Annotated in this window: 16 protein-coding genes; 7 read left to right on the forward strand and 9 right to left on the reverse strand. The window is 71.6% G+C overall.

From position 1 onward, the window contains the following. The first annotated feature begins 56 nt into the window (after positions 1 to 56). Positions 57 to 863: a peroxide stress protein YaaA gene (gene yaaA, locus ABZ833_RS14995; protein ID WP_361046019.1), complete on the forward strand. Its 807-nt coding sequence runs from the start codon at positions 57 to 59 to the stop codon at positions 861 to 863. 77 nt (positions 864 to 940) lie between these two features. Further along, positions 941 to 1,579: a bifunctional 4-hydroxy-2-oxoglutarate aldolase/2-dehydro-3-deoxy-phosphogluconate aldolase gene (gene eda, locus ABZ833_RS15000; RefSeq protein WP_361046021.1), complete on the forward strand. Its 639-nt coding sequence runs from the start codon at positions 941 to 943 to the stop codon at positions 1,577 to 1,579. Between the two features lie 71 nt (positions 1,580 to 1,650). Here the strand turns inward: eda and ABZ833_RS15005 are convergent, their stop codons facing one another. From ABZ833_RS15005 to ABZ833_RS15020, 4 genes are all read right to left on the reverse strand, one after another. Then, positions 1,651 to 2,829 (reverse strand): bifunctional RNase H/acid phosphatase, encoded by a 1,179-nt coding sequence (locus ABZ833_RS15005; RefSeq protein ID WP_361046023.1) that lies wholly within the window; start codon positions 2,827 to 2,829, stop codon positions 1,651 to 1,653. A 12-nt stretch (positions 2,830 to 2,841) separates the two neighbouring features. Then, entirely contained in the window at positions 2,842 to 3,585 is a 744-nt protein-coding gene (locus ABZ833_RS15010; protein ID WP_361046342.1) for a C4-type zinc ribbon domain-containing protein, read from the reverse strand. Beyond that, positions 3,582 to 4,433 (reverse strand): Nif3-like dinuclear metal center hexameric protein, encoded by an 852-nt coding sequence (locus ABZ833_RS15015; protein WP_361046026.1) that lies wholly within the window; start codon positions 4,431 to 4,433, stop codon positions 3,582 to 3,584. Before ABZ833_RS15015 ends, ABZ833_RS15010 begins: the two co-directional genes overlap by 4 nt. A 77-nt stretch (positions 4,434 to 4,510) precedes the next feature. Continuing rightward, positions 4,511 to 5,563, reverse strand: a complete 1,053-nt coding sequence (locus ABZ833_RS15020) for an iron-siderophore ABC transporter substrate-binding protein (RefSeq protein ID WP_361046029.1) — start codon at positions 5,561 to 5,563, stop codon at positions 4,511 to 4,513. A gap of 251 nt (positions 5,564 to 5,814) precedes the next feature. On the opposite strand from ABZ833_RS15020, the gene ABZ833_RS15025 reads away from it, so the two are divergent. Then, on the forward strand, positions 5,815 to 6,897 hold the full coding sequence (locus ABZ833_RS15025; protein WP_361046345.1) for a hypothetical protein: 1,083 nt from the start codon (positions 5,815 to 5,817) through the stop codon (positions 6,895 to 6,897). A gap of 327 nt (positions 6,898 to 7,224) precedes the next feature. On the opposite strand, the gene ABZ833_RS15030 is transcribed toward ABZ833_RS15025, so the two are convergent. The 3 genes from ABZ833_RS15030 to ABZ833_RS15040 are packed head-to-tail and all read right to left on the reverse strand — an operon-like array spanning position 7,225 to position 10,188. Then, positions 7,225 to 8,190 (reverse strand): 3-oxoacyl-ACP reductase, encoded by a 966-nt coding sequence (locus ABZ833_RS15030; RefSeq protein WP_361046032.1) that lies wholly within the window; start codon positions 8,188 to 8,190, stop codon positions 7,225 to 7,227. Between the two features lie 17 nt (positions 8,191 to 8,207). Further along, positions 8,208 to 9,284 carry a Zn-dependent alcohol dehydrogenase gene (locus tag ABZ833_RS15035; protein ID WP_361046034.1) on the reverse strand — a complete coding sequence of 359 codons (1,077 nt, stop codon included), beginning with the start codon at positions 9,282 to 9,284 and terminating at the stop codon, positions 8,208 to 8,210. A gap of 40 nt (positions 9,285 to 9,324) precedes the next feature. Then, positions 9,325 to 10,188, reverse strand: coding sequence for a MaoC/PaaZ C-terminal domain-containing protein (locus tag ABZ833_RS15040; protein ID WP_361046036.1), 864 nt, complete (start codon positions 10,186 to 10,188; stop codon positions 9,325 to 9,327). A gap of 267 nt (positions 10,189 to 10,455) precedes the next feature. Here ABZ833_RS15040 and ABZ833_RS15045 point away from each other — a divergent pair, with 267 nt between their 5' ends. From ABZ833_RS15045 to ABZ833_RS15060, 4 genes are all read left to right on the forward strand, one after another. Beyond that, complete coding sequence (locus ABZ833_RS15045; protein WP_361046039.1) at positions 10,456 to 11,391, forward strand: ABC transporter ATP-binding protein; 936 nt, start codon at positions 10,456 to 10,458, stop codon at positions 11,389 to 11,391. Beyond that, on the forward strand, positions 11,391 to 12,113 hold the full coding sequence (locus ABZ833_RS15050; protein WP_361046042.1) for an ABC transporter permease: 723 nt from the start codon (positions 11,391 to 11,393) through the stop codon (positions 12,111 to 12,113). The genes ABZ833_RS15045 and ABZ833_RS15050 overlap by 1 nt, the downstream gene beginning before the upstream one ends. Before the next feature lie 140 nt (positions 12,114 to 12,253). Then, positions 12,254 to 13,405 carry a sensor histidine kinase gene (locus tag ABZ833_RS15055; RefSeq protein ID WP_361046347.1) on the forward strand — a complete coding sequence of 384 codons (1,152 nt, stop codon included), beginning with the start codon at positions 12,254 to 12,256 and terminating at the stop codon, positions 13,403 to 13,405. Beyond that, the gene (locus tag ABZ833_RS15060; RefSeq protein ID WP_361046045.1) at positions 13,402 to 14,007 is read left to right on the forward strand and encodes a response regulator transcription factor; all 606 of its coding nucleotides are present in this window, start codon (positions 13,402 to 13,404) and stop codon (positions 14,005 to 14,007) included. Before ABZ833_RS15055 ends, ABZ833_RS15060 begins: the two co-directional genes overlap by 4 nt. 73 nt (positions 14,008 to 14,080) lie before the next feature. Here the strand turns inward: ABZ833_RS15060 and ABZ833_RS15065 are convergent, their stop codons facing one another. Together ABZ833_RS15065 and ABZ833_RS15070 are read right to left on the reverse strand one after the other, a co-directional pair. Beyond that, entirely contained in the window at positions 14,081 to 15,517 is a 1,437-nt protein-coding gene (locus ABZ833_RS15065; protein ID WP_361046048.1) for an MFS transporter, read from the reverse strand. Positions 15,518 to 15,612: 95 nt separating this feature from the next. Further along, entirely contained in the window at positions 15,613 to 16,803 is a 1,191-nt protein-coding gene (locus tag ABZ833_RS15070) for a lipid-transfer protein (RefSeq protein WP_361046050.1), read from the reverse strand. Positions 16,804 to 16,824 lie beyond the last annotated feature (21 nt).

Here is a 16,824-nt window from a genome sequence, read left to right on the forward strand (position 1 = left end):
GCGATTACCCTGGCGGCGGGGCCGCATCCCCTCCCGTAACCCTCCGAAGGAGACCCATGCTCGTCCTGCTGCCGCCCTCCGAAGGCAAGGCACCCTCCGGCCGCGGCGCCCCCCTGAAGCCGGAGTCGCTCTCCCTGCCGGCGCTCGCGGACGCGCGGCAGGCCGTGCTCGACGAACTGGTCGAGCTCTGCGTGGCGGACGAGGACAAGGCCCGTGACGTACTCGGACTGAGTGAAGGTCTGCGCGGTGAGGTCGCCAAGAACACCGAGCTGCGGACTGCCGGCGCGCGCCCCGCGGGGGAGATCTACACCGGCGTCCTGTACGACGCGCTTGACCTCGCCTCCCTGGACACCGCCGCCAAGCGCCGCGCGGCCCGCTCGCTGCTGGTCTTCTCCGGACTGTGGGGCGCCGTCGGCATCACGGACCGCATCCCCTCCTACCGCTGCTCGATGGGCGTGAAGCTGCCGGGCCTCGGCGCGCTCGGCGCCTACTGGCGTACGCCGATGGCCTCGGCGATGCCCGAGGCGGCAGGCGACGGGCTGGTCCTCGACCTGCGTTCGTCGGCGTACACGGCCGCGTGGAAGCCGAAGGGCGAGGTCGCGGACCGGACGGCGACGGTGCGGGTGCTGCACGCGCAGACCGACCCGGCGACCGGCGTCGAGAAGCGCTCCGTCGTCTCGCACTTCAACAAGGCGACGAAGGGCAGGATCGTCCGCTCCCTCCTGGAGACCGGCACACAGCCGAAGGACCCGGCGGAGCTGGTCGAGGCGCTGCGGGACCTCGGGCACGTGGTGGAGGCACAGGCTCCGGCCAAGGCGGGCAAGGCGTGGGCGCTCGACGTGGTGGTGCGCGAGATCCACTGATCTCCCCCACGGACTTGGCGTTGCAGCATGCGCAACGCCCTTTGCGCATGCTGCGTACGCCGAGGCAGGATGCTCCCATGACTTCCCCCTCCGCCGCGGCCTCCGCCTCCGTGCTCGATCTCGCCCCCGTCGTCCCCGTAGTCGTGGTGGAGGACGTCGCCGACGCCGTGCCGCTGGCGCGTGCGCTGGTCGCGGGCGGGCTGCCCGCGATCGAGGTGACGCTGCGGACGCCCGCCGCGCTCGACGCGATCCGGGCGATCGCGGCGGAGGTGCCGGACGCGGTGGTCGGCGCGGGCACCGTCATCTCGGCCACGAATGTCGCGGACTCCGTGGACGCCGGGGCCCGCTTCCTGGTCAGCCCGGGGTGGACCGACACGCTGCTGGCGGCCATGAAGGCGTCCGGGGTGCCGTTCCTGCCGGGCGTCTCGACGACGTCCGAGGTCGTGGCGCTGATCGAGCGCGGCGTGCACGAGATGAAGTTCTTCCCGGCGGAGGCCGCAGGCGGAACCGCCTACCTCAAGTCGCTCGGCGGCCCGCTGCCGCAGGCCCGCTTCTGCCCGACGGGCGGCATCGGCCTCGCGTCCGCGCCGTCGTACCTCGCCCTGAAGAACGTCGGCTGCGTGGGCGGCAGTTGGATGCTGCCCGCCGACGCGGTCGCGGCGAAGGACTGGGGCAGGATCGAGACCCTGGCCCGCGAGGCAGCGGCGCTGCGTTAGGCGCCCGTAAGGGGCGCGGGGAACTGCGCGACCAGCCACAGAGCACCCGCAGCAGACGACGCAGTCAAGCCCTACCGCAGGTGTGACGTGTCGTTGAGCAGCCGTACGGACGCGTTGCCGTCCCCGTAGTACGCCACCGCCGAGACGGACGCGGCCGAGAGTTCCATGCGGAACAGGGACTCCGGCGGCGCGCCCAGCGCGAGCCGCACCAGCGTCTTGATCGGCGTGACGTGGGTGACCAGGAGGACCGTGCGGCCCGCGTACTCGGCGACCAGACGGTCCCGCGCCGCCGACACCCTGCGGGCCACCGCGGCGAAGGACTCACCGCCGGGCGGCGCGGCCTTGGGCGAGGCGAGCCACGCGTTCAGCTCCTCGGGCTGGCGCTCGCGCACCTCGCCGAAGGTCAGTCCCTCCCAGGCCCCGAAGTCCGTCTCGCGCAGCCCGTCCTCGATGCGTACGTCGAGGCCGAGGCGGGCGGCGACGGCCTGCGCGGTCTCCTGGCAGCGCTTCAGCGGCGAGGAGACGATCGCCTGGATCGTGCCCCGCGCGGCGAACGCCGCCGCCGCGCGCTCGGCCTGCTCCCGGCCCACGTCGGAGAGGGAGGGGTCGGAGCCTCCGCTGCCGGAGAACCGCTTCTGCGGGGTCAGCGCGGTCTCGCCGTGCCGCAGCAGCACGAAGGTCGCGGGGGCACCCAGGTCTGCGGCGCCCCAGCCGACGGGCGGAGCCTGCGCGGCCACGTTGCCCGCGGCCCGCACGTCCGCGCCTGCCGTGCCTGCCGTGCCCGTCGGCGCGGTCATCGCGTCCAGCTCGGCCGTCGAGTCCGACGCCGACCACTGCTCCCCGCGCTTGCCCGCGTCCATCGCCTCGTTGGCGAGACGGTCCGCGTGCTTGTTCTTCTCGCGCGGGATCCACTCGTACGTCACCTGGGACGACGGGAAGACCCGCGCGGCCTCGGCGGCGAGCGGCTTCATGTCCGGGTGCTTGATCTTCCAGCGGCCCGACATCTGCTCGACGACGAGCTTGGAGTCCATGCGGACATGGACCGACGCGGCCGGGTCGAGCTCGTGTGCCGCCTTCAGGCCGGCCACGAGTCCCTTGTACTCGGCGACGTTGTTCGTCGCGACGCCGATGTACTCCGCGACCTCCCGCAGGGTCTCCCCCGTGGTCGCGTCGATGACGACCGAGCCGTAGCCCGCGGGCCCCGGGTTGCCCCGCGACCCGCCGTCGGCCTCGACGATGAACTCCCGCACGGTCACAGTCCCTTACAGACCCGACTCGGACGTGCGGACCAGGATGCGGCTGCAGTTCTCGCACCGCACGACCGTGTCGGGGGACGCCGCCTTCACCTCGTTGACCCCGGTGATGTCCAGCTCGATGCGGCAGCCCTCGCAGCGCCGCTGGTAGAGCTTGGCCGCGCCGATGCCGCCCTCCTTGACGCGGAGCTTGTCGTAGAGCTTGAGCAGGTCGGCCGGGACCGAACCGGCCACGACCTCGCGCTCCTTGGTGACCGTGGCGGACTCGCCGTCGATCTCCTCGAAGGCCGCGTCACGGCGGGCCGTCGCGTCGTCGATCTTCGACTGGACGGAGGAGACACGTTCCGCCAGCTCGGAGACGCGCTCCTGGGCGGACTCGCGGCGCTCCATGACCTCGAGGACCACGTCCTCCAGGTCGCCCTGTCGCTTGGCGAGCGAGGCGATCTCGCGCTGGAGGTTCTCCAGGTCCTTGGGGGACGTCACGGCGCCGGAGTCCAGGCGCTGCTGGTCGCGGTTGGCACGCTGGCGCACCTGGTCGACGTCCTGCTCCGCCTTGGTCTGCTCGCGGGAGCAGTCGCTCTCCTCGGTCGTCGAGGCGACGTGCAGGTCACGCAGCTGCGTGAGGTCCTTGTTCAGCGACTCGATCTCGGCGTGCTCGGGCAGGGACTTCTTCCGGTGCGCCAGCTGCTGGAGGCGTACGTCGAGTGCCTGGACGTCGAGGAGTCGGATCTGGTCGGCGGGCGCGGCGTTCAGTTGGGGGCTCCTGTTGTGTCGGTATTCGAGGCCGCGTGGGCGGTCCAGGGGTCGGTGACCGTCTTGGAGACGTGGACGCGAAGTCCCCATCCGTGACGGTCGGAGATCTGATCGAGCTGCGCGGCGGCCAGTTCGCACCACGGCCACTCGGTGGCCCAGTGCGCGGCGTCGAGCAGCGCGAGCGGAGTCTGTGCGCGGGCCTCCGACACCGGGTGGTGGCGCAGGTCGGCGGTGAGGAAGGCGTCCACGCCGGACGCGCGTACGTCGTCGAAGAGGCTGTCGCCGGAGCCGCCGCTGACGGCGAGGGTGCGGACGATCTGCTCCGGGTCGCCCGCGACCCGGATGCCCTGCGCGGTGGCGGGCAGCCGCTCGGCCGCGCGGGCGGCGAGTTCGCGGAGCGTCAGGGGGTGTTCGAGCTCGCAGATCCGGCCGAGGCCGCGGCGGCCGTGCGCGTCGGCCGGGTCCGGTACGAGGGGACGGACGATCCGCAGGTCGAGCGCGCCCGCGAGGGCGTCGGAGACGCCCGGGTCGGCGCGGTCGGCGTTCGTGTGCGCGACGTGCAGTGCGACGTCGTTCTTGATGAGGTCGTGGACGACGCGGCCCTTGAAGGTGCCCGCCGAGACCGTCGTCGTGCCGCGCAGGTAGAGCGGGTGGTGGGTGACCAGGAGCTGGGCGCCGAGCTTCACCGCTTCGTCGACGATGTCCTGGACGGGGTCGACGGCGAACAGGACCCGGGAGATCTCCGCTTCGGGGTCGCCGCAGACCGTGCCGACCGCGTCCCAGCTCTCGGCCAGTTCGGCGGGCCACAGGGCGTCGAGGGCGGCGATGACTTCAGACAGACGGGGCACAGAGGAAAGGCTACCTGTCCTCCGTGCCCCACTGGCCATGGCTTACGTACTGCTACCGGCCGCCCACGAGCTGCGTCCTACTTGACGAGGAAGCCCCTGAGGTCGCCGAGGACCTCGTTGGCCGCCGTCACGCCGAGACCCAGGTACCAGGTCTCGTCGGGGACGTCCTTGGCCTGCCCGTCCTCGACCGCGTCGAGCTTCTTCCACAGCGGGTTCTTCTCGGCCTCGGTGCGGCCGGTCTTCTTCGCGTCGCCGTAGACGCCGGTGAAGATCCAGTCGGCGTCGGCGTCGTCGATCTTCTCGGTGCTGATCTCCGTGGCGAGGTCGTTGACCTGCTGGTTCTTGGGGCGGGGCAGGCCGGTGTCGTCGAGGATCGTGCCGATGAAGGACGCCTTGGCGTAGAGGCGGACGCGGTCCGGCATGTAGCGGAGCATCGTGATCGTCGGCTTGTCGTCGCCGAGGTCCCGGCCCAGGGACCGCGCCTTCTCCTCGTACGCGGCGAGCTCCGTCTTCGCCTTGGCCGTCTTGTCGAGCGCGGCCGCGTTCAGGAGGTAGTTCTCCTTCCACGTGAAGCCGGGGCGGATGGAGAAGACGGTCGGGGCGATCTTGGCGAGCTGCGGGTAGAGCTTGGCGGCGCGCAGTTCGCTGCCGAGGATCAGGTCCGGCTTGAGGTTCGCGATCGCCTCCAGGTTGAGGGCGTTGATCGTGCCGACGTCCTTGGGGTTGCCCGCGTCCTTCTTCAGGTAGCCGGGGATGCCGTCGTCGCCCTCGGTGGGGGCGTAGCCGACGGGCTTGATGCCGAGCGAGACGACGTTGTCGAGCTCGCCGACGTCCAGGACCACGACCCGCTTGGGCTGCGCCTTGAGCTCCGTCTTGCCGCGGGCGTGCGTGATGGTGCGCGGGAACGCGCCGGCCTTGGCCGTGGTGCCCATCTTCGCGGTCTGCTCGGCGGCCTTGGAGAAGTCGTCGCCGCCCTGGGCGACGGCCTTGCTGCCGCTGCCGTTGTCGGACGTGCCGTCGCTGTCGCCGGACCCGCAGGCCGCGAGGGAGAGCGCGCCGGCCACGGCGAGGGCGAGGGCGGCGGTGGCGCGGTGGCGGCGGGGTCGTACGGACCGTACAGAGACGGACATCGGTGCTCCATGCTCCAGGGGGTGTGCCGCGACTGCCGCTTCCGCAGGCCCGCGGCCACTTAGGTTCGCCTTACTTTAAGCGCGCCCTCCCCACCCAGCACAACCACCCCCGACCCCTCAGGCGAATCGGTACTTCGCCACCCTTCTGTGTGAAGCGGACGGTCACAGATGCCACGGCAGCGCGTGCGAAAACTAGCTTCGGGGCCCGGAGGTACCCCCACATGACAGCGCCCACGCTTGAGCCCGAGCCCATGACCGCGCCGACGTCCCCGCCGACGTCCCGCCCGGCGCCCGCGACGCCCCCCGTGATCACCGCCAACGGCGCGTACGCGGCTCGGCTCGCCCACGACGGCGGTTCCTGGTTCCCCGAGCGCTGGACCCTCGACTCCCCGGAGCCGTACGCGGTGCCACTGCCCGGCAACCAGCCCGAGGAGCCCGGCACGGAGGTGCTCCCGATGGCCGACGGGCGGGTCCTGATCCACCGCGTCGTCGACGGACGGCACACGTTCGCGCTCCTCTACCCGACCGGTCCGGAGACCGGCGAGGTGCCGCTCGGCGCCGTGGAGTGCGGGGAGTCCCGGCTGACGCTGCTTCCCCCGTCACCGGTCGGCAGCCACGCGTACGCCCTCGCGGTGGGCACAGGGTCGACGGCCCTGTGGATGGTGGCGGGCGGCGCCTTCGGGCCCGAGCACGTCGCCGAGATCCCCGGGCGCTGTTCGGGCGGGGTCTGGCTGGACGGCGATGGCCGGATGCTGGCCCTGGACCGGGAGTTGGGCGGCCGGGTCAAGGCGGTCGCCGTGGACCTGGAGCGGGGCGGCGAGGTGTCGCCCCTCCTCCAGATCGCCGACGAGAGCAACGACCGGCTGCTGCTCGCGGACGCCGACAGCGGGCTGCTCCTGATCCGCTCGGACGCGCCGGGCCACGACCGGCTCGGCTGGGGCGTCCTCGGCGGTACGCGCCCGGTGCGCTTCCCCGAGTGCCTGCACCTGCCCGACCTCGCGGTGACGCCGTTCGCCATCCAGCCCGAGCAGACGCTGATGCCGGAGAGCTGCGGGGTGGCGCTGCGGATCGACGGGGCGGCGGGCAGCTGGCTCGGCCTGTGGCGCCCCACCGACCGGCGGCTGCATCAACTGGCGGCGCCCGAGGGGTGGTTGGCGGGCTCCGGGTGGTGGACGCGGGAGGGGGCGCTGCGCCTTCCGTATGTGACGGGGGCGGTGCCGTGCGGGGTCGCGGAGGCGGAATTGCCGGCTCCGGAGGCGCCGCCCGCGGTGGTTGCCGCGCGGCCTGTTCCGTTGCAGCAGGCACCCCTCACGGGGCGTACGGGCGTTGGTTAGACTCGCCCGGCCACATCGAACGATCTTCTTTACAGAGTTACCGGTTTACGGGGTGAGTGTGTTGATGAGAACCGAGATCAGTACGGAATCCGAGCGGAATCCCGAGCCGCGGGAGGCGGCGGGTACTTCCGGTGCCGGTAGGCATCGGGGGCCTGTGGCCGAGCATGACGAGGGCGGGGCACCGCGGGGGCGGCACCGTCGCCAGGGCGACAAGTAGGGCCTCTGGCCTTGCGCGACGCCGATCACCGGCTCCGCCGGGTTCGTCCTCGAACGCCGGACGGGCTGGAATTCTCCAGCCCGTCCGGCGTTTGCGTCGAGGCGGAGGACTTACCCTCGCTTCAACCCAAGAACCTCCGCCGCCGCGAACGTCTCGTTCGCAGGCCGCCCCGCGTAGTAGGGGGACAGGACCCCGTCCAGCTCCTCGTACGTGAAGGCGTCCTTCGCCGTGTCGAACTTCGCCGCCACCTTGGGGCGTTCGACCACCGCGACCATGCCGCCGTGGACCACCAGCAACTGGCCGTTGACCCCGGCGGCGGCAGGCGAGGCCAAGTAGCCCACCAGCGGCGCCACATGCTCGGGGGCGAGCGCGTCCAGTTCGCCCGCGCCCGGCTCCTGGAACCCCGCGAAGACGTCCTCCGTCATCCGCGTCCGCGCACGGGGGCAGATGACGTTCGCCGTCACCCCGTACTTGCCGAGCGCCAGCGCGCTCGACGTCGTCAGGCCGACGATGCCGCCCTTCGCCGCCGCGTAGTTCGGCTGGCCCGCCGAGCCCGCGAGGAACGCCTCCGACGACGTGTTGACGATCCGGCCGTACACCGGCTCCCCCGCCGCCTTGGACCGCTCACGCCAGTGCACCGACGCGAAGTGCGTCGTGTTGAAGTGGCCCTTGAGGTGGACGTGGATGACCGAGTCCCACTCACCCTCGCTCATCGAGAAGATCATCCGGTCCCGCAGGATCCCCGCGTTGTTGACCAGGATGTCGAGCTTGCCGTACGTGTCGACCGCCAACCGGACGAGCCCGCGCGCCTGTTCGTGGTCCGCGACATCGCCCAGGTGCGCGACCGCCTGCCCGCCCGCGGCCCGGATCTCCGCCGCGACCTCCTCGGCCGGTGTCGCCGAGGCCTCGCCGGAACCGTCGCGGCCCGTCTTTCCGAAGTCGTTGACGACGACGCTCGCGCCGAGCCGGGCGAGTTCCAGGGCTTCCGCACGCCCCAGGCCCCGGCCCGCTCCTGTCACGATCGCGGCCAACCCATCGAGTGGCCGTGGGTGTGGCCGTGGCAATGGCTGTGCCATCAGGGATCGAAGTCCTCTCAGATCTCGATGCACGTACGCAGCGCGACGCCCGTACGCATCTGGTCAAGCGCTTCGTTGATCTCGGAGAGCGGCACCCGGTGGGTGATCAGGCTCTCCAGGTCGATCCGGCCCGCGCGCCACAGCGCGATGGCCCGCTCGTAGGACCGCAGGACGTCGCCGCCGCCGTACATGGACGGCAGGATCTTCTTCTCGTCGAAGAACAGCTCGAACATGTTCAGCTGGAGGTTGTCGTCCATGGCGCCCGCTCCGACGATGCACAGCGTGCCGCCGCGCCGCGTCGTCTCGTACGCGGTGCGGGCGGTGGCGGACTTGCCCACGACCTCGAAGACGTAGTCGAAGCCCTCGCCCGCGGTCACCCGCTGCTTGGCGTCGGCGAGTTCGTCCGGTGCGACCGCCTCCGTAGCGCCGAACCGCAGCGCGGCCTCGCGCCGGGACGCCACCGGGTCGACGGCGATGATCTGCGCCGCGCCCTTGAGCCGCGCACCCTGGATCGCGGAGATGCCGACGCCGCCGCAGCCGATGACGGCGACCGACGAACCGGCCTGCACATCGGCGGTGTTGATGGCCGCCCCGAGCCCCGTCGTCACTCCGCAGCCGATCAGCGCCGCGATGTCGAAGGGCACGTCGTCCGGGATCGGCACGGCGCAGCCCGCGTCGACCACGACCTCCTCGGCGAAGGTCCCCGTGCCGGCGAAGCCGAAGACATCGCCCGCCGGGCGCTTGAAGTTGGGGGTGCCCGCGTTCATGAAACCGGCCAGGCACAGCTGGCTCTGGCCGCGCTTGCACGCCGGACACGTGCCGCAGGCGGGCAGCCAGCACACCAGGACCCGGTCGCCCTGGCTGATGCCGCTCACGCCGTCGCCGACGTCGATGATCTCGCCCGCGCCCTCGTGACCGGGGATGAACGGCGCGGGCTGCGGCAGTACGCCGTTCATGGCCGAGACGTCGGAGTGGCACAGGCCGGTGGCCCGCACCCTGATCTTCACCTTGCCGGGGCCGAAGCCCACCGTCTCGACGTCGTCGAGGACCTCGAGTTTGTCCTGGCCTGTCTCGTGCAGTACGGCTGCGCGCATGGTGCGGCTCCTCTCGTACGGAATACAGGTCGTACGGAATTCAGGCGTGTTCGACGATCGTGTCGGCGAGGACCGGCGCGTCGTCCCGCTCGACCGCCGTCACGGCGACCTGGACGCGGCCCTCCGTCCCCTGAGGGCGCCACATCCGGATCCGCAGGGTCTCCCCGGGGAAGACGATCCCGGTGAAGCGCGTGCTGTAGCCGCGCACCCGCGACACGTCGCCGCCGAGCACCGTGTCGACGACGGCCTTGAGCGTCATCCCGTAGGTGCACAGGCCGTGCAGGATCGGCCGGTCGAAGCCCGCGAGCTTGGCGAACTCGGGGTCGGCGTGCAGGGGGTTCCAGTCGCCGGAGAGGCGGTAGAGCAGCGCCTGCTCCTCGCGGACCGGGCGCTCGACGGTCTTGTCGGGCTCGCCCTCCGGGGCCGGGACGCGGGTGGAGGGTCCGCGTTCGCCGCCGAATCCGCCTTCGCCGCGTACGAAGATCTGGGCGTCGCTGGTCCACAACGGCCCGTCGCCGTCGGCCACTTCGGTGCGCAGCACGAGGATCGCGGCCTTGCCCTTGTCGTACACGGCGGCCACCTTGGACGTGGTGACGGCCTGGCCCTTGACCGGGATCGGGCGGTGCAGCGTGATGCTCTGGCCGCCGTGCAGGACCGCGGCGAGGTTCACCTCGATGCCCGGTGACGAGAGCCCGCCGACGACGCCCATGCCCGCGCCCGCGACGGTGGCGAAGCTGGGCAGGACGTGCAGCTTCGACTCCAGGGTGTAGCGCAGTTCGTCGGGGTCGGTGGCGGGGACGCCCGCGCCCAGGCCCAGGTGGTAGAGCTGGATGTCCTTGTGATCCCAGGTGATCTCGGCCGACCTGGGCTCCGCGGCCAGTGCTTTCGCGGCGTCGATGGGCATGTGGTGGCAGCTCCTTGGCCGGTCTGAAGACCTCGGTGCGGCCGTCCGCACCGTCGGTCGCACCGAGGTCGCAACAGGGCCGGAAGGAGCCCGTTCTAGAACGCGTTCCAGTCCGGCGATCCCATGTATAGCCGAGCGTCCGGTAGTTGTGAAGACTCCTGACGTCACGTCAGAAACGCCGTTGGCGAGGCGTGTGACATTTGTACCGGCCGAGTCCGTACAACCACATCTGCCGCCGCACCGCCCCGGGTTCGTAACGTCACAGCCATGACGAATTCAGTGCCCGCCGAGCGGGCCGTGGCGTTCTCCGGCGTGGTCAAGGCCTTCGGGCCGCTGCGCGCCGTCGACGGCGTCGACCTGGAGATCCGGCGCGGCGAGACCGTCGCCCTGCTCGGCCGCAACGGCGCGGGCAAGTCCACGACGATCTCCCTCCTGCTCGGCCTCGACGCCCCCGACGCGGGCCGCGTCGAGCTCTTCGGCGGGCCGCCCGATGACGCCGTGCGCGCCGGGCACGTGGGCGCCATGCTCCAGGAGGGCCGCCTCGTCCCGCGCGTCACCGTGCGCGAGCTCGTCTCCTTCGTGGCCGGGCGCTATCCGGCGCCGCTGCCCGTCGGCGAGGCGCTCGCGCTCGCCGGGATCGAGGAGCTGGCCGGGCGGCGCGTCGACAAGCTGTCCGGGGGCCAGACGCAGCGGGTGAGGTTCGCCCTCGCCCTGGCCGGGAACCCCTCGCTGACCGTGCTCGACGAGCCGACCGCCGCTCTCGACGTGGAGGCGCGCCAGGCGTTCTGGACGTCGATGCGTGCCTACGCGCGGCGCGGCCACACCGTCCTGTTCTCCACCCACTACCTGGAGGAGGCGGACCGGCACGCGGACCGGATCGTCGTCATGGACCACGGCCGGATCGTCGCCGACGGCACGGGCGAGCAGGTCAAGCGGTCCGCGGGCGGCAGCACCGTCTCCTTCGACCTGGCCGGGAGCGGCACCGAGGGTCTGACGCTGCTGCCCGGTGTGGTCGCCGTCGAGGTGCGCGGGGACCGGGCCCGGCTGCGTACGGAGGACTCGGACGCCACGGTGATCGCGCTCGCGCAGCGCGGTGCGATCCGCAGCCTCGAGGTCAAGGCCGCCTCGCTCGACGAGGCGTTCCTGGCCCTGACCACCGCGCCTCTCACCTCAAAGACCGCTCTCACCCCGGAGGCCGTGTGATGTTCGCCTACCTCAGGCTCGAAGTGCGCAGAACGCTCCGCGACACCGGCTTCGTCATCGGCGGCATCGCACTCCCGGTGCTGATGTATCTGCTGTTCACCAACATCGGCGGCGGCTCGGACTACGAGGAGTGGAAGACGACGTCGATGATCGGCATGGCCGCGTACGGGGCCGTGATCGCCGCCCTGAACACCGGCACCGGCGTCGCCGAGGACAAGACGATCGGCTGGCTGCGGCAGCTGCGGGTCACGCCGATGACACCGCGCGAGGTCGTGACGGGCCGGGCCCTGACCGGTGCGGTGACCGTGCTCCCGGCGATCGTGGCGGTGTTCGCCGCGGGTGGCCTGGTCAACGGCGTACGCATGGAGGCCTGGCAGTGGGCGGCGGCAGCGGTGCTGCTCTGGCTCGGCTCGCTGCCCTTCACGATGCTGGGGCTCGGCAACGGCTACCGCCTGACCGCGCAGACCACGGGCGTGGTGAACACTGCCTGCAACCTGGGGCTCGCGGTGCTCGGCGGCCTCTGGTTCCCCGTCGACCTGTTCCCCGGCTGGCTGCGCACCCTGTCCGGCTACACACCCACGCACCGCTTCGCGGAGCTCGGCACGTCCGTGACGGACGGCGGCGGCATCGGTTTCGGCACGGTCGCGGTGCTGATCGCCTGGCTGCTGGCGTTCGGTTCGTACGCTGTGACCTCGTACCGCCGGGCGGCGCGGACCGTATGACGACTCCGACTCCAACTCCGACTCCGACTCCGACGACGCGTCACGGCACGACAGGAGAAGCGATGCCGGTGAACGGCTTCTGGCAGCGGCACACACGTCTCGCGGCCTGGAAACAGAGCAGCAGGGAGCAGCTCGCCGAGATGCGGGCGAAGGAGAAGTCCGGGCGGAGCAGGCCCGAGGACCTGGGTCCGCCCAACGGCTTCGCGATGCTGCCCTGGCTCCTGATGGGGATGGGCTCCTTCTCCAACCTCCTCCAGGGCAAGACGGGCAACCCCTGGCTCGCAGGCCTCGGCCTCCTTGTCTTCAACTCCCTCTACATCAACGTGGTGTTCCGCGCCTTCAACAAACACGCGCGGGAGGCCCGCGTCACCAAGCAGTCGCTGCTCGCGCTGACCGCGGTCACCTTCGCGCTCGCCATCGGCTACGGCGACAGCTGGCTGATGTTCTTCCCGCTCCTCGGCCTGGCCACAGGATCGGTGCTGCGGGGCAGGCAGCTCGTTCCCGCCGGGTTCGCCCTGAGCATCTCCGCGGCGGTGGTCGGCGGGCTGCGGGAGGGCTGGGACGCGGCGGGCATCGCGTACGGCACGTTCCTCTCCGTCATGGTGACGGCCGCGATCCTGGCCCTGGCCGAGACGGTCAAGGAACTGCGCACCACCCGTGAGGAGTTGGCCCGCACCGCCGTCGAGAAGGAACGGCTTCGCTTCTCGCGGGACCTGCACGACCTGCTCGGCCACACGCTCTCGGTGATCGTGGTCAAGGCGGAGGCCACGCGCCGCCTCGCCCCCCGCGACCTGGACGCGGCGCTCGGGCAGGTCGCCGACATCGAGTCCGTCGGCCGCCAGGCCCTGACCGAGATCCGCGAGGCGGTCACCGGCTACCGCGAGGGCAGCCTCGCCACGGAGCTCGACCGGGCCCGTGACCTCCTGGACGCGGCGGGCATCGAAGCGGTCGTACGCCAGTCGGGGCCGCCGCTCGCCCCGCAGACGGCGGCGCTGCTCGGCTGGGTCGTCCGGGAGTCCGCCACGAACGTCGTACGCCACTCCAAGGCGACCCGCTGCGAGATCGAGGTGACGGGCACCGCCGAACGGACCCGACTCCTGATCACCGACGACGGCCGCGGCGTAGGCTCGACAACGCCCGGCAGCGGGCTGAAAGGCCTGGCCGAACGCCTCGCGGCGGCGGGCGGCTCCCTGGAGTCGGGCCCCGCACCACGCGGCGGTTTCCGGGTCACCGCGGAGCTGCCGGTCACCGAGTTCAGCACCGGCCCCGTTGTGGAGGAGCGCACCCCATGATCAGAGTCCTGCTCGCCGAGGATCAGGGCATGATGCGGAGCGCGCTCGCGCTGCTGCTCGGCATGGAGCAGGACATCGAGGTCGTCGCGCAGGTCGGCGCGGGCGACGAGATCGTGAACGCGGCGCTGAACTCACGCCCCGACGTGGCGCTCCTCGACATCGAACTGCCGGGCCGCAGCGGGCTCGACGCGGCGGCCGACCTGCGCGACGAGTGCCCCGAGTGCCGGGTCCTCATCCTCACGACCTTCGGCAGGCCCGGCTATCTGCGCCGGGCGATGGAGGCGGGCGCGGTGGGCTTCCTCGTCAAGGACGGCCCGGTGGAGGACCTGGCGGAGGCGATCCGCCAGGCGCTGCGGGGCGAGACGGTGATCGACCCCGCTCTCGCGGCGGCGGCCCTGAGCGCGGGGCCCAGTCCGCTGACGACGCGCGAGTCGGACGTCCTGCGGGCCTCGGTGGACGGGGCGACGGTCTCCGACATCGCGGAGAAGCTGCACCTGTCGGAGTCGACGGTGCGGAACTATCTCTCGGCGGCGATCGGAAAGACGGGGACGCGGAACCGGATGGAGGCGGTACGGGAGGCGAGGCAGCGGGGTTGGCTCTGACTGGCCCCTGGGCCTTGAGCCCTGAGCCCTGGACCTCGCGCACCGTCGATCACCGGCTCCGCCGAGTTCGTCCTCAAACGCCGGACGGGCTGGAATTCCCGTCCCGCGGCATCCACAGCAGCAGCACCAGCACGCCCCCCAGCAGAATGAACCCACTGGTCCGGAACGCCAACGCGTACCCGGCCGTCAGCGCCTCCGGAGTGGTCGAACCCCCCATCCGCGACGCCGAGACCGTGGAGAGCACCGCGAGCCCCAGCGCCCCGCCCATCGTCCGCGAGGTGTTGATCAGGCCGGAGACGAGCCCCGCGTCCCCGGGGTCCGCCCCGGACGTCCCGAGCGACGCCAGCGGCGTCGTGGCGAGCCCCGCGCCGAGCATCATCACGACGCCGGGCAGCATGATCGACGTGACGTAGCCGCCGTCCGCGGTCATCAGGGACTGCCAGCCGAAGCCCGCCGCCGCCACCAGGATCCCGAGCACGGAGACGTTCTTCGCGCCGAGGACCCGCATCAGGCGCGGCGCCAGCTTCGAGCCGACGACGACCGTCAGCGACGAGGGGATCAGCGCAAGGCCCGCCTTCAACGCCGAGTAGCCGAGGACGTTCTGCGCGTACAGCGTCATGAAGAACCACATGGCGAACATGCCGCCGCCGCACACGAACATCGCCGCGTTCGCCGCCGAGACGGACCGCACCCGGAACAGCTTCAGCGGCATCAGCGGAACCTTCGTCCGCGCCTCGACCAGCAGGAAGAGGCCGAGCAACGCCAGCCCGGCGGCCAGCGGCACCAGGGTCGCCGAAGCCGTCCAGCCCTCCTCCTCCGTCTGCACGATCCCGTACGCGAGCGTGGCGAGGCCCGCCGTCACAAGGACCGCGCCCGGCACATCGAGGCGGCGTGCCTCGCCGGCCCGGCTCTCGGTGAGCCAGGCCACGCCCGCGACGACGACCAGCGCGCCGATCGGCACGTTGATCAGGAGCACCCAGCGCCAGGAGAGCACGTCGGTGAGGACCCCTCCGACGAGGCCGCCCGCGGCGCCGCCGCCCGCGCCCACCGCCGACCAGGTCCCGATGGCCCGTATCCGCGCGGGCCCCTCGGGCACCGCCGAGGTGAGGATCGTCAGCGTGGACGGTGCGAGGACCGCCGCGCCGAGCCCCTGCACGGCCCGCGCCACGAGCAGCTGCCACTCGGCCTGCGCGAGGCCGCCCGCGAGCGAGGCCACCGTGAAGAGCCCGAGCCCGACCAGGAACATCCGCTTGCGCCCGAAGAGGTCACCGGCCCGCCCGCCGAGCAGCATGAAACCGGCGAAGGCGATCGAGTACGCGTTGACCACCCACTGCAGTCCGACGGCGCTCATCCCCAGGTCGGAGCGCATGGACGGCAGCGCGGTGTTCACCACCGACACATCCAGGACGACCAGGAACTGCCCGGCGCAGGCGGCGAGCAGCACCGCCCACACGGGTGCGGACTTCCGCGCGGTCGCGGCTATGTAAGTGTCGGGGGGCGTTTGGACCATGACGGGCATGGTCTCAGGAATTTCGTTCCCCGTGCATCGGGGTTTCGACGCAGGGGGCCTCGGCCGCGGGTCCTAGGACTCCGGTCCTTTGCCGACTACCCCTTCCGCAGCAGCGTCACCACCGCCGCTCCCCCCAGGCCGATGTTGTGCGCGAGCCCCACCCGCGCCCCCGCGACCTGCCGCGCCTTCGCCTCGCCCCTCAACTGCCAGGTGATCTCCGCAACTTGGGCGATTCCCGTCGCGCCGAGCGGATGTCCCTTGGAGATCAGGCCGCCCGACGGGTTCACCACCCAGCGCCCGCCGTACGTCGTCGCCCCGCTCTCGACGAGCTTCCCCGACTCCCCCGCCGCGCACATGCCGAGCGCCTCGTACGTCAGGAGCTCGTTGACGGAGAAGCAGTCGTGCAGCTCGACGACGTCGACGTCCTCGATGCCCAGGCCCGACTTCTCGTAGACCTCCCGAGCCGCCGCCCTCGACATCGGCTGCCCCACGACGTCGATGCACGAGCCCGATTCGAAGGACTCCCCGGTGTCCGTCGTCATCGCCTGCGCCGCGATCTCCACGGCCCGCTCCTGAAGGCCGTGCCGCTCCACGAAGCGCTCCGACACCACCACCGCCGCCGCCGAACCGTCCGACGTCGGCGAGCACTGGAGCTTGGTGAGCGGGCTGTGGATGGTCTTGGCGGCGAGGATCTCGTCGACCGTGTACTCGTCCTGGAACTGGGCGTACGGATTGTTCACCGAGTGCCGGTGGTTCTTGGCGCCCACCGCGGCGAGCTGCGCCGGTGTCGTGCCGTACAGCTCCATGTGCTCGCGCGCCGCGTCGCCGAAGATCTGGGCGGTGGGCGGGGTCATCTCGAAACCGTGGCGTGCCGCCATCACGCCGTAGTGCCGGGCGACGGGAGACGTCTTGAAGTCCCCGCCGTCGGACCCTCCGCCCAGCGCGCCGCGCGCCATCTTCTCGAAGCCCAGCGCGAGCACGCAGTCGTTGATGCCGCCCTCGACGAACTGCCGCGCCATCATCAGCGCGGTCGAGGCGGTCGCGCAGTTGTTGTTCACGTTGTAGACGGGGACGCCGGTCAGGCCCAGCTCGTACACGGCCCGCTGTCCTGCCGTCGATGCCTGGAAGCAGTACCCGACCGGGACCTGCTCCACCTGCTCGTACGAGATCCCGGCGTCGTCGAGCGCCTTGGTGCCCGCTTCCTTCGCCATGTCCCAGTACTGCCAGTCCCGCGTCTCGGGCTTCTCGAACTTCGTCATGCCGACGCCGACTATGTACGCCTTCACTGGCCAGCTCCTTCAGATGAA

The sequence above is a fragment of the Streptomyces sp. NPDC047525 genome, assembly GCF_040643025.1.
Taxonomy (GTDB): domain Bacteria; phylum Actinomycetota; class Actinomycetes; order Streptomycetales; family Streptomycetaceae; genus Streptomyces; species Streptomyces durmitorensis.

What these genes read in the sequence shown, in the direction of transcription:
- ABZ833_RS15035 (WP_361046034.1), bottom strand. Translation starts at nt 9,284, where the DNA reads ATGCGCGCAGCCGTACTGCACGAGACAGGCCAGGACAAACTCGAGGTC.
- ABZ833_RS15060 (WP_361046045.1), top strand. Translation starts at nt 13,402, where the DNA reads ATGATCAGAGTCCTGCTCGCCGAGGATCAGGGCATGATGCGGAGCGCG.
- ABZ833_RS15040 (WP_361046036.1), bottom strand. Translation starts at nt 10,188, where the DNA reads ATGCCCATCGACGCCGCGAAAGCACTGGCCGCGGAGCCCAGGTCGGCC.
- yaaA (WP_361046019.1), top strand. Translation starts at nt 57, where the DNA reads ATGCTCGTCCTGCTGCCGCCCTCCGAAGGCAAGGCACCCTCCGGCCGC.
- ABZ833_RS15030 (WP_361046032.1), bottom strand. Translation starts at nt 8,190, where the DNA reads ATGGCACAGCCATTGCCACGGCCACACCCACGGCCACTCGATGGGTTG.
- ABZ833_RS15065 (WP_361046048.1), bottom strand. Translation starts at nt 15,517, where the DNA reads ATGGTCCAAACGCCCCCCGACACTTACATAGCCGCGACCGCGCGGAAG.
- ABZ833_RS15025 (WP_361046345.1), top strand. Translation starts at nt 5,815, where the DNA reads ATGACCGCGCCGACGTCCCCGCCGACGTCCCGCCCGGCGCCCGCGACG.
- ABZ833_RS15055 (WP_361046347.1), top strand. Translation starts at nt 12,254, where the DNA reads ATGCGGGCGAAGGAGAAGTCCGGGCGGAGCAGGCCCGAGGACCTGGGT.
- eda (WP_361046021.1), top strand. Translation starts at nt 941, where the DNA reads ATGACTTCCCCCTCCGCCGCGGCCTCCGCCTCCGTGCTCGATCTCGCC.
- ABZ833_RS15050 (WP_361046042.1), top strand. Translation starts at nt 11,391, where the DNA reads ATGTTCGCCTACCTCAGGCTCGAAGTGCGCAGAACGCTCCGCGACACC.
- ABZ833_RS15020 (WP_361046029.1), bottom strand. Translation starts at nt 5,563, where the DNA reads ATGTCCGTCTCTGTACGGTCCGTACGACCCCGCCGCCACCGCGCCACC.
- ABZ833_RS15045 (WP_361046039.1), top strand. Translation starts at nt 10,456, where the DNA reads ATGACGAATTCAGTGCCCGCCGAGCGGGCCGTGGCGTTCTCCGGCGTG.